Source organism: Nocardiopsis sediminis, assembly GCF_042650565.1.
In the GTDB taxonomy this organism is placed as follows: domain Bacteria; phylum Actinomycetota; class Actinomycetes; order Streptosporangiales; family Streptosporangiaceae; genus Nocardiopsis_B; species Nocardiopsis_B sediminis.
The window spans coordinates 101,196-112,069 of record NZ_JBHSBH010000001.1 but is presented as its reverse complement, the minus strand read 5'-3'; the positions used below and the strand labels follow the sequence as shown (position 1 = coordinate 112,069).

Here is a 10,874-nt window from a genome sequence, read left to right as displayed (position 1 = left end):
CCGGCTGCGCATGCTGCGCGAGCAGGCATCGACCCGCCGCACGGGCGGACCCGGGACTCGCGCCTCCTGACCCCCGCGCCCGCCCCGGGCGCACGCGGGCACGCCGGGGCGCCGGCGGCGCGGCCATCCTAGGGTGGGGCCATGGCCGACTACTTCGCGGGTGATACTCGGACCAATCGCGAGCGGATGCTCGCCGGCGACCTCTACATCGCCGACGACCCCGAGATCTTCCGGCGCTCCCGGCGCGCGGCGCGGCTGGCCGACGCCTACCACCGCGCCGCCATCGCCGACGAGGCCGCCGCCCGGCCGATCCTCGCCGAGCTGCTGGGCCACCTGGGCGAGGAGGCGGTCGTCCGCCCGCCGCTCTACGTCGACTACGGCGAGCACATCAGGCTCGGCGCCCGCTCCTTCGTCAACTTCAACCTGACGGCGCTCGACGTCGCGCCGATCACGATCGGTGAGGACTGCCAGATCGGCCCCAACGTGCAGCTGCTGACACCCACGCACCCGGTCGAGCCCGAACCGCGCCGGGCCAAGCTGGAGGCGGCCCGGCCGATCACGATCGGCGACAACGTCTGGATCGGCGGCGGCGCGATCATCCTGCCCGGGGTGACCGTCGGCGAGAACTCCGTGATCGGCGCGGGAGCGGTCGTCGCCAAGGACGTCCCCGCCAACGTGGTCGCGCTCGGCAACCCGGCCCGCGTGGTCCGCGAGCTGTGATCGTCCGCCCCGGCAGCGGGCACGCCGACGGCCCGGCCGCCCCCTCCCCGGCGGCCGGGCCCTGGACCGCCGGCTCAGCCCGCGATCCCGCTCAGCGCGGCCGTGAGGGGCAGCAGCACGATGATGAGCACGGCGCCGATGACGTCGAACCAGATCCCCGAGCGGATCATCTTGGTGATCGGCACGCAGCCCGACCCGTAGACGATGGCGTTCTGCGGCGTGGAGACCGGCAGCATGAACCCGAAGGACGCGCCGAACGTCGCCGCCAGCGCCGGGATCAGGGGGTCCACCCCCGCCCCCACCGCCAGCGGGATGATGATGGGCACGACGACGGAGGCCGCCGAGGTGTTGCTCGTGGTCTCGGAGATGACGATCGCCAGGATCGTACCGAACGCGGTGATGGCGACCGTGCCGGCGAGCCCCAGGCCCGCCGAGGCCCCTCCGCCGATCGTCTCGGCCAGCCCGGTGGAGGACAGCAGGGCGCCGAAGATGATGCCGGTCCCGAACAGCAGGATGGTGCCCCAGTCGATCCGGGCGGCGTCGCGCCACTCCATCGTCATCTTCCGCCGCTTCCAGTCCACGGGCAGGACGAACAGCAGCGCGGCGCCCACCACCGCGACGATGCCCTCGTTGAGGCGGTCGTCGACGAGCGCGTAGAGGTCGGACTCGGTTCCGGTGGCGATGCCGACCACGGCCGGGGCCAGCCACAGCGAGACGGTGACCGCGAAGGCGAGCACGGTGTTCTTCTCGGCGCGGCTCATCGGGCCCTGGGCGGCGCGCTGCTCGCGGATGTAGTCGGCCACGCCCTCGATGCGGCGGATCTCGGGGCGGTTGATCAGCAGCAGCACCGCGGCCAGCACGACGAACATCGCCAGGACCAGCGGCAGCGCCGTCACCATCCACTGGAGGAAGGAGATCCGCTCCCCGGTGGCCTCCTCGATCAGGGCGCGGCCGATGAGGTTGGGCGGCGAGCCGATCGGGGTGAGGAGCCCGCCGACGCTGGCGCCGTAGGCCAGCATCAGCATCAGGGCGGCGCCCACGCGCAGCCGCGTGGGGTCGAAGCCGGGGCGCACCACGCCCCGCTCCTGCATCAGGCGGGCGATGACCGTGAGGATGCCCAGCGCGGTGGGGATCAGCATGGCCACGGTGGCGGTGTTGGAGATGAAGCTGGACACCACGCAGGTGATGGCGCCGAAGGCCACGATGATGCGCAGCGTCGAGCTGCCCACGCCGGGCAGGGCGAGCACGAAGAACGCCAGCCGGCGGGCGACCCCGTGCTGGAGCATCGCCTGGGCGAGGATGAAGGCGCCGATGAAGGTGAAGACCGTCGGCGACCCGAACGGGGCCAGGACGTCCTCCGAGGGCGCCACCCCCACCAGGACGATCGCCGCGACCCCGATCAGGCCGCCAACGGGGATCGGCACGGGCTCGCAGATCCACAGGACGATCACGCCGAGCAGGACCGCGGCCAGCAGCTGCTGGGAACGGTCCATCTCCAGCGGCAGCAGCGCGAAGACGATCGCGATCGTGGGCGCCAGGAACCACCCCACGGTGGTGCGGATGCGCTCGAAGCGCTCCTCGGCAGGGGAGAGGCGCTGCACGACGGCGCCGCCGTGCGCGCCCCCGCTCAGGAGCGCCTTCTCGACGTCGACCCGCTCGCCCGCATCGGGCGGGGAGGGGGAGGGGACGGATGCGGACGGGGTCTCCGATGACATGGCCACTCCTTCGGTCATGGTCCGAGACCACTTTCGCCATGTGACCGCCGTCACGTCCAAGATGTACTGTCTCTGGTACCGATAGACGTCCCCTATGAATCGAGGGTGTGGACGTGGACGCGCGGCAGTTGTCCTATTTTCTGGCGATCGTCGACCACGGCGGCTTCGGCCGCGCGGCCGAGCACCTCCACATCGCCCAGCCCTCGCTGTCGCAGGCGATCGCGGGCCTGGAACGGGAACTGGGCGTCGACCTGTTCCACCGCGTGGGCCGGGGCGTCGTCCTCACCGACACCGGGACCCGGCTCATCGAGCCCGCGCGCCGGGTGGTGCGCGACCTGGAGGCGGTGCGCGACACCGCGCACTCGGCCCGCGGGCTGCGCCGGGGCCGCGTCGACCTGATCTCGATGCCCTCGCCGGGGATCGAGCCGCTCACCACGATGATGGCGTCCTTCGCCCGGGCCCACCCGCTGATGACGGTGAACGTCGCCGGCGCCTTCACGCCTGAGGACGTCGTCCACGGGGTGCGCTCGGGCGCGGCCGAGATCGGCCTCATGGGCTCCGAGGGCCATCCGCGCACCGCCGACCTGCGGGTGCTGCCCATCGAGGACCAGCCCCTCGTCCTGATCTCGCCCCCGGAGACCGAGGGGCTGGCGCCCGGCCGCGTGGGCGGCGCCGACCTGGGCGGCCTGCGGCTGATCGTGTCCCAGCCGGGCAGCCTCATGCGCCGGCTCGTCGACGACATTCTCGCCAGCGGGGCCGACGTGCACCTGGCCGCCGAAGTCGACCACCGCACCTCGATCCTGCCCATGGTGCTCGCCGGTCTCGGCCACGCCGTCACCCCCTCCTCGTGGAAGCCGCTGGCCACCCGCATGGGCGCCCAGGTCCGGCTCCTGGACCCGGCCCCGCGCCTGCGCGTCGTGGTGGTCAGCCGCGCCTCGCGGCCCACCCCCGCCGCGCAGGCGTTCCTGGAGACCGCCGAACGCTACGCCGAGGAGCACGGCACGATCTCATAGGCGCCCCCTATGGGCCGGATCGGGGATGCGTCTTGGACGCGGGGCTCACCTGCGCGCTTGACTCACTGGCGACCCCGACCCACGGAGGAACCCGTGACCCAGACCCGGCACTTCCGCATCGCCTCCATCCCCGGTGACGGCGTCGGCGCCGAAGTGGTCGCCGCGGGCCGCAGCGTGCTCGACGCGCTGGCCTCGGCCTCGTCCGGCACGCTCAGCTTCACCTGGGAGGAGTTCCCCTGGGGCAGCGACTACCACGCCCGCACCGGCAAGATGATCGCCGACGACGGCCCCGAGCTGCTGCGCGGCTTCGACGCCGTCTACTTCGGCGCCGTGGGCTGGCCCACCGTCCCCGATCACGTCAGCCTGTGGGGCCTGCGGCTGCGGCTGTGCCAGGGCTTCGACCAGTGGGCCAACGTGCGCCCCGTCCAGTTCCTGCCCGGCATCACCAGCCCGCTGCGCGCCGCCGACACCACCCCCCTGGACTGGGTGGTGGTCCGTGAGAACTCCGAGGGCGAGTACGGCGGGTTCGGCGGCCGCAACTTCGCCGGGCGCGGCCCCGGCGGCGAGATCGCCGTCCAGTCGGCGGTGTTCACCGAGGTCGGCTGCGAGCGCATCATCCGCTTCGCCTTCGACCTGGCCCGCACGCGCGAGCGCCGCAAGGTCTCCAGCGTCACCAAGAGCAACGCCCAGCAGTACGGGATGGTGCTGTGGGACGAGGTGTTCACGCGGGTGGCCGCCGACTACCCCGATGTGGAGACCGAGAGCGTGCTCGTGGACGCCATGGCGGCCAAGTTCGTCCTGCGCCCCGAGGACCTGTCGGTGGTCGTCGCCTCCAACCTCAACGCCGACATCCTCTCCGACCTCGGCAGCGCCCTGGCCGGCAGCCTCGGCCTGGCCGCCAGCGCCAACCTCAACCCCGAGCGCCGCTACCCGAGCATGTTCGAACCCGTGCACGGCTCGGCCCCCGACATCGCCGGCCAGGGGATCTGCAACCCGATCGGCGCCATCGGCAGCGCCGCCCTCATGCTCGACCACTTCGGCCTGTCCGCCGAGGCAACCCGCGTCCGCACCGCCATCGCCGCCACCTGCGCCGCGGGCACCCTCACCCGCGACGTGGGCGGCACCGCCCTGACCAAGGACGTCACCGCGGCCGTGATCGACCACTTGGCCGGCTGAGGCGGCGGGTCGGCGCCGGCGGGGCGGGCGCGGGCTTGGGAGGATGGGGGGATGACGACCACGCTGCACCTGGCCGGGGAGGCCGGGGCCGATGAGCTGCTGGCGGCCGAGCCCCTGGCGCTGCTCATCGGGATGCTCCTGGACCAGCAGATCGCGATGGAGGCCGCCTTCGCCGGGCCCAAGAAGGTGGCCGACCGGCTCGACGACGGGCTCGACCCCCGCCACATCGCCGCCATCGACCCCGACGCGTTCGCCGCGATCTGCGCCGAGCCGCCCGCGGTGCACCGCTACCCGGGGTCGATGGCCAAGCGCATCCAGGCACTGTGCGCCTACATCAACGAGCACTACGACGGGGTCGCCGAGCGGCTGTGGACCGACGGCGCCCCCGACGGCCCCGAGATCCTGCGCCGGCTCAAGGCGCTGCCCGGCTACGGCGACCAGAAGGCCCGCATCTTCCTCGCCCTGCTCGGCAAGCAGCTCGGCCTGGAGGCCGAGGGCTGGCGCGCGGCTGCGGGCGACTACGGCGAGGAGGGCTCCCGGCGCTCCATCGCCGACGTCGTCGACGACGCGACCCTCGCCGAAGTCCGCGCCACGAAGAAGGCGATGAAGGCCGCGAAGAAGCGCTGATACCCGCCCATGGCGTGCCGGCGTGCGCAGGGCCGGGCCGTCAGGACGGCGGCCAGCCCTGCATGGCCATGTCGGCCACCTGCTGGAGCTCGTCACGCGTGGCGCCGCTGGCGGCCTGGACCGCGATGCCGTTCGCCACGGCCATGACGTAGCGGGCGAGGGCTCCGGGATCGGTGCCGGGGGGCAGGTCCCCTTCGCCGACGGCCTGCCGGAACCGGTCGCGGAGGACCGAAACGGCCTCGTTGCGCCAGGCGATCAGGGCGTCGCGGGCACAGCGTCCCGGGTCGCCGGCGGCCAGGGAGCCTTGGACGCCCAGGCACCCGGCGGGATCGCCCGGGCGTGTGGTGGTGCGGACGGAACCGCGCAGGAACGCGGCGGCCACCTGCCGGGCGGTCGGCTCTTTCAGGGCCCGGGACGCATACGAGGCGGGGCCTTCGGTGTACCGCTCCAGGGCCTTGCGGAACAGCTCCTCCTTGTTGCCGAAGGCCGCGTACATGCTGGTCCGGGTGATGCCCATGGCCGTGGTCAGGTCGGTGAGGCTGGCGCCGTCGTAGCCCTGTTCCCAGAAGACCCGCATGGCGCGTTCGAGGGCCTCGTCGGTGTCGAAACCCCTCGGCCGGCCGATCGCCGCCTTCTGCCCCGTATCCATGCCACCGATCCTACCTCTTCCGTACCGATCGGTGTAGATGTGCTACGGTCAATTTAAGTACCGATCAGTACAGAAATGGATCGTGCACATGGGACAGCTCGAAGGCAAGACCGCCGTCATCACCGGAGGCAGCTCCGGGATCGGCCTGGCAACCGCCGTCCGGCTGGCGGCCGAAGGGGCCCACGTGTTCATCACCGGCCGGCGCAAGGCCGCACTGGACGCGGCCGTGGAGACCATCGGCCCGGCCACGGCCACCGCCGTGGTGGGCGACATCTCCGACCTGGCCGACCTGGACCGCCTCTACGACGCGGTCCGCGCCCGCGGCCGCGGGCTGGACGTGCTCTTCGCCAACGCGGCGAGCGCCTCGTTCGCGACGCTGGAGCAGACCACCGAGCAGCACGTCGACGAGACCTTCGGCGCCAACGTGCGCGGCACCCTGTTCACCGTGCAGAAGGCGCTGCCCCTGCTCAACGACGGCGCATCGGTGATCCTGAACTCCTCGGTCCGCGCCGACGACGGTGCCGAGGCGTTCGGCACCTATGCGGCCTCCAAGGCGGCGATCCGGTCCTACACCCGCACCTGGGCCAATGAGCTCAAGGACCGCAACGTCCGGGTCAACGCGATCTCGCCGGGCACCATCGACACCCCCGCGCTCGAAGGCATGGTGAGCGCGGAGGACCTGCCCGCCGCCAAGGCGCGCTTCGCCGCGCAGGTCCCGCTGGGCAGGGCCGGGCGTGCCGAAGAGGTCGCCGACGCGGTCGCCTTCCTCGCCTCCGGGCAGAGCCGCTTCATCCTCGGCGCCAACCTGTACGTCGACGGCGGCGAGAAGCAGGTCTGACCGCGGGCGAAGTGTCGGGACCGGCCGGCGCAGGGGGCTGGATCACGCCGGCCGGTCTCGCGCCTACCGTCCCGGCCGGCGGATTCACCCTGGGGCCGCCATCGGCGTCGGAGACGCCTTCTCCAGGGTGATCCGGTGCCGGCCGGCGTAGACGTTCATCGAAGTGCCGCGGAGGAAACCGACCAGGGTCAGGCCGGAATCGGCCGCCAGGTCCACCGCCAGCGAGGACGGCGCCGACACCGCGGCGAGCATGGGCAGGCCCGCCATCAGCGCCTTCTGCGCCAGCTCGAAGGAGGCGCGCCCCGACACCATCAGGGCGTGCTCGCGCAGCGGCAGCCGGTCCTCGCGCACCGCCCACCCCACGAGCTTGTCGACCGCGTTGTGGCGTCCCACGTCCTCGCGCACCGCGAGCAGTTCCCCCTCGGGCGTGAACAGCCCGGCGGCGTGCAGGCCGCCGGTGCGGTCGAAGACCCGCTGGGCGTCGCGCAGGCGGTCGGGCATGGCCGCCAGCGTCGCGACGTCGAAGCGCACCGGGTCCTCGGCCACCGTCCAGGGGGCGATCGTGGTGACCGCCTCCAGGCTGGCCTTGCCGCACAACCCGCAGGAGGAGGTCGTGTAGAAGTTGCGTTCCAGGGTCATGTCGGGGACCGCGACACCGGGCGCCAGGCTCACATCCAGCACGTTGTAGGTGTTGGAGCCGTCGGCGGTGGCGCCGGCGCAGTAGCGGATGGCGGCGATGTCGGCGGCAGAGGAGATCACGCCCTCGCTGACCAGGAACCCCGCAGCGAGGTCGAAGTCGTGGCCGGGAGTGCGCATGGTGACGGTGAGCGCCTTGCCGTTGAGCCGGATCTCCAGCGGCTCCTCCACCACGAGGGTGTCGACGCGGCTGCCGACGGTGCCGCCGCGGATGCGGAGGACCTTCTCGCGGACCGTGACGCGTCCCATGATCCCCTATGCCTTTCCGGCCACGCAGGGGCCCGGCCGTGCGGCCGGGCGCCTCAGCGGCCCTCTGGTTCGGTGCCTTTCCGTATTTCCCACTCAGCTCGGAATCAGTCGTGGCGGCGCTGCTGGACGTGCTGGAAGCCGAAGCGCCCCTTGATGCACAGGTTGCCGTGGGTCACCGGGTTGTCGTGGGGCGAGGAGACCTTGACGATCTCGTTGTCCTGGACGTGCAGGGTGACGTTGCAGCCCACCCCGCAGTAGGTGCACACGGTGGTGGTCTGCGTCTGGCGCCCTTCGTCCCAGGTGCCTTCGTTGCGCATGTCGAACTCGGTGGCGAACGACAGCGCCCCCGTGGGGCACACCTCGATGCAGTTGCCGCAGTAGACGCACGCGGAGTCGGGCAGGGCGACGTCGTGCTCGGTGGAGACCCGGGCGTCGAACCCGCGCCCGGCGATGCCGATCGCGAACGTGTTCTGCCACTGCTCGCCACAGGCGTCCACGCACTTGTAGCACATGATGCACTTGCCGTAGTCGCGCACGTAGAGGTCGTTGTCGACCTTCGCCGGCTGCTCCACCGTGGCCGCGACGCTGCCGTCGCCCGCGTGGTGCTCGCCGGCGTGGCGGGCATCGCGCTCGCCCAGCGGGGCCGGCTCGGCCCGGGGGCCGAAGCGCTCGGGGCGGGCCTCGTAGCGCTCCATCCACTCCGGCACATCGGGGGTCGTGGACAGGTCGACCGACGAGCCCAGGAGCTCGAGCACCATCTTGCGGCTGTGGCGGACCCGCTCGGAGTCGGTGGCCACCGACATCCCCGGCTCCACGGCGCGCGAGCAGGCCGGGGCGAGGGTGCGGGCGCCCTCGACCTCCACCACGCACACCCGGCAGGCGTTCTTCGGTGTCAGGGTGTCGCCGTAGCACAGGGTCGGCACATCGGTGCCCACCGCGGTGCAGGCGTCGAGGATGGTGGCGCCCTCGGGCACCCGCACCTCGCGGCCGTCGACGGTGACGTCGACCAGCCGCCGCGGTGCGTCCAGGGATACGGGGGTACTCACCTGACCTCCTTCAACGTCGTTTCCTCGGCGCCGAAGACGCCCAGGCGGTCGATGGCCGACTCCACGGCGTTCCACGCCGTCTGGCCCAGGCCGCAGATCGAGGCGTCGCGCATCGCCGCCCCCACCTCGCGCAGCAGCGCGAGGTCGGTCCGGCGCGGCCCGGTGCCCAGGGACAGGCGCTGCAACGCCTCCTCCTGGCGGACCGTGCCGACCCGGCAGGGAACGCACTGCCCGCACGACTCGTCGCGGAAGAACGCGGCGATGCGCACCAGGATGGCCGCCAGGTCGACCGTGTCGTCCAGGACCAGCACCACGCCCGAGCCCAGGGTGGCCCCCGCCTCGCGGGCCCCCTCGAAGGTGAGCGGGATGTCGAGCTCGTCGGCGCGGACGAACCCGCCGGCGGCCCCGCCCAGCAGGACCGCGCGCAGCGGGGCGGGCCCGGCACCGCCGGCCAGGGTGAGCAGCTCGCGCAGGGTGGCCCCGAACGGCACCTCATAGACCCCGGGGCGGCGCACCGAGCCCGAGACGCAGAACAGCTTGGGGCCGGTGGAGCGCCCGGTGCCGATGCGCGCGTAGGCGGGCCCGCCCATGAGCACGATCGGCAACACGTTGACCAGGGTCTCCACGTTGTTGATCGCGGTGGGGCGGTTGAAGAGCCCGCGCTCGACGGGGAAGGGCGGCTTGCTGCGGGGCTCGCCGCGCCGGCCCTCGATCGAGTTGAAGATCGCGGTCTCCTCGCCGCAGATGTAGGCGCCGGCGCCGCGCCGGATCTCGATGTCGAAGTCGAACCCCGAGCCGAGGATGTCGGTGCCGAGCAGACCGCGGTCGCGGGCGCGGGCGATGGCGTTCTCCAGGCGCGACAGCGCCCGCGGGTACTCCCCGCGGATGTAGAGGTAGCCGGTGGCGGCGCCGTTGGCGTAGCCCGCGATGGTCATCGCCTCGATGACGGAGAACGGGTCGCCCTCCATGAGCACGCGGTCCTTGAAGGTTCCGGGCTCGCTCTCGTCGGCGTTGCAGACGATGTAGCGGGGGGTCTCGGGGCGCCGGGCGGTGGCGTCCCATTTGCGGCCGGTGGGGAAGGCGGCGCCGCCGCGCCCGACCAGGCCGGAGTCGCTGACCTCGCGGATGACCCCGGAGGGGCCCAGGCGCAGCGCCTCGCGCAGCGCGGCGTAGCCGCCGTGGGAGCGGTAGTCGTCGAGGCTCTCGGGGTCGACCACGCCCACCCGGCGCAGCAGGAGCAGCCCGGGGTCGCCCGACTGGGGGACGGCCGCGCCGGGTTCGGGCTCGGGGGAGGGGCCGGGCAGCGGGGCGGGGGAGAAGGTGGTGGTGCGCGGGCGGCGGTGGCCGTTGGAGGAAGGGGTGGCGACGGGTGCGGCGCCGTCGCCACCGGGGGCCGCGGCGCCGGTGGGGGCGTCGCCGACCAGGTCGGACGCCTCGGCGGGGGCCGCGACGGCGTAGGCGGGCGGGTCGCCGGCCTCGATGGCCAGGGCGGCGGGTGCGCGCTCGCACAGCCCCAGGCAGGGGCTCTCGTGCCAGACCAGGTCGGCATCGCCGTCGGCGGAGCCGGGGGCGCCGGCCCGCTCGGTCATCGCCGCGCACAGGCGGTCGGATCCGGCGCCGGCGCAGGCGATGTCGGTGCACACGTGCACCACCCGCTTGGGGCGGCGCTCCAGGGCGAACATCGCGTAGAAGGAGGCGACCCCGTAGGCTTCGGCGGGCGGCAGGGTCAGCCGGCGGCAGATGTAGTCCAGGGCTTCGCGGCTGATCCAGCCGACGCGGTCGTTGACGGCGTGCAGTGCGGGCAGCAGCAGGTCGCGGCGCCCGCGTGCGGCGTGGCCGCCCTGGGCGAAGCGGAGGTCGGATGCCTGGCGCTCGCCGCCGTCCCACCCCGATTCCGGGGCGCCGAGGACGGCGTCCACGGCGGCCCGCTCGGTGTCGGTCGGCGGAGCGTCCAGGAAGTGCAGATCCACGTGCCCGGTCACCTCGAATTCCGTGTAAGCCAGATCACAGGACTTTGTATACGGGCTACAGTATGCTCCGCGTTCGATCTCTCGGCAAGACCCTGTACCCGGCGGGTCATCCGCGATGCGCGTCACGCGCACCACGGCCGGAGCCGGACTCCGTCGGCACAGGTCACGGCGGCCG

General features: G+C 72.9%; 10 protein-coding genes. 5 read left to right on the top strand and 5 right to left on the bottom strand.

The genetic code is table 11. The annotated features are described in order from the left end of the window. Positions 1–141: 141 nt before the first annotated feature. Positions 142–720, top strand: a complete 579-nt coding sequence (locus ACFOVU_RS00485; protein WP_378529247.1) for a sugar O-acetyltransferase — start codon at positions 142–144, stop codon at positions 718–720. A 74-nt stretch (positions 721–794) separates the two neighbouring features. On the opposite strand, the gene ACFOVU_RS00480 is transcribed toward ACFOVU_RS00485, so the two are convergent. Next, on the bottom strand, positions 795–2,435 hold the full coding sequence (locus ACFOVU_RS00480; RefSeq protein WP_378529246.1) for an SLC13 family permease: 1,641 nt from the start codon (positions 2,433–2,435) through the stop codon (positions 795–797). 107 nt (positions 2,436–2,542) lie between these two features. On the opposite strand from ACFOVU_RS00480, the gene ACFOVU_RS00475 reads away from it, so the two are divergent. The 3 genes from ACFOVU_RS00475 to ACFOVU_RS00465 all read left to right on the top strand — a co-directional run bounded on the left by ACFOVU_RS00475 (position 2,543) and on the right by ACFOVU_RS00465 (position 5,251). Further along, positions 2,543–3,448: a LysR family transcriptional regulator gene (locus ACFOVU_RS00475; RefSeq protein ID WP_378529245.1), complete on the top strand. Its 906-nt coding sequence runs from the start codon at positions 2,543–2,545 to the stop codon at positions 3,446–3,448. Between the two features lie 93 nt (positions 3,449–3,541). Then, complete coding sequence (locus ACFOVU_RS00470; RefSeq protein ID WP_378529244.1) at positions 3,542–4,624, top strand: tartrate dehydrogenase; 1,083 nt, start codon at positions 3,542–3,544, stop codon at positions 4,622–4,624. Positions 4,625–4,675: 51 nt separating this feature from the next. Next, on the top strand, positions 4,676–5,251 hold the full coding sequence (locus tag ACFOVU_RS00465) for an HhH-GPD-type base excision DNA repair protein (protein ID WP_378529243.1): 576 nt from the start codon (positions 4,676–4,678) through the stop codon (positions 5,249–5,251). Between the two features lie 40 nt (positions 5,252–5,291). Here the strand turns inward: ACFOVU_RS00465 and ACFOVU_RS00460 are convergent, their stop codons facing one another. After that, a complete protein-coding gene (locus ACFOVU_RS00460; protein WP_378529242.1) occupies positions 5,292–5,900 on the bottom strand; it encodes a TetR/AcrR family transcriptional regulator in 609 nt (202 codons plus the stop codon). 88 nt (positions 5,901–5,988) lie between these two features. Here ACFOVU_RS00460 and ACFOVU_RS00455 point away from each other — a divergent pair, with 88 nt between their 5' ends. Continuing rightward, complete coding sequence (locus ACFOVU_RS00455) at positions 5,989–6,738, top strand: SDR family NAD(P)-dependent oxidoreductase (RefSeq protein ID WP_378529241.1); 750 nt, start codon at positions 5,989–5,991, stop codon at positions 6,736–6,738. A gap of 84 nt (positions 6,739–6,822) precedes the next feature. Here ACFOVU_RS00455 and fdhD read toward each other — a convergent pair whose 3' ends face one another. The 3 genes from fdhD to ACFOVU_RS00440 form a co-directional block, all read right to left on the bottom strand. Beyond that, complete coding sequence (fdhD, locus tag ACFOVU_RS00450; protein WP_378529240.1) at positions 6,823–7,683, bottom strand: formate dehydrogenase accessory sulfurtransferase FdhD; 861 nt, start codon at positions 7,681–7,683, stop codon at positions 6,823–6,825. Positions 7,684–7,787: 104 nt separating this feature from the next. After that, positions 7,788–8,729, bottom strand: coding sequence for a 2Fe-2S iron-sulfur cluster-binding protein (locus tag ACFOVU_RS00445; RefSeq protein ID WP_378529239.1), 942 nt, complete (start codon positions 8,727–8,729; stop codon positions 7,788–7,790). Continuing rightward, positions 8,726–10,699, bottom strand: coding sequence for an NAD(P)H-dependent oxidoreductase subunit E (locus tag ACFOVU_RS00440; protein ID WP_378529260.1), 1,974 nt, complete (start codon positions 10,697–10,699; stop codon positions 8,726–8,728). Before ACFOVU_RS00440 ends, ACFOVU_RS00445 begins: the two co-directional genes overlap by 4 nt. Between the last annotated feature and the right edge of the window lie 175 nt (positions 10,700–10,874).

Coding starts and splice junctions, on each gene's coding strand:
- ACFOVU_RS00460 (WP_378529242.1), bottom strand. CDS start 5,900: ATGGATACGGGGCAGAAGGCGGCGATCGGCCGGCCGAGGGGTTTCGAC.
- ACFOVU_RS00455 (WP_378529241.1), top strand. CDS start 5,989: ATGGGACAGCTCGAAGGCAAGACCGCCGTCATCACCGGAGGCAGCTCC.
- ACFOVU_RS00480 (WP_378529246.1), bottom strand. CDS start 2,435: ATGTCATCGGAGACCCCGTCCGCATCCGTCCCCTCCCCCTCCCCGCCC.
- ACFOVU_RS00485 (WP_378529247.1), top strand. CDS start 142: ATGGCCGACTACTTCGCGGGTGATACTCGGACCAATCGCGAGCGGATG.
- ACFOVU_RS00465 (WP_378529243.1), top strand. CDS start 4,676: ATGACGACCACGCTGCACCTGGCCGGGGAGGCCGGGGCCGATGAGCTG.
- fdhD (WP_378529240.1), bottom strand. CDS start 7,683: ATGGGACGCGTCACGGTCCGCGAGAAGGTCCTCCGCATCCGCGGCGGC.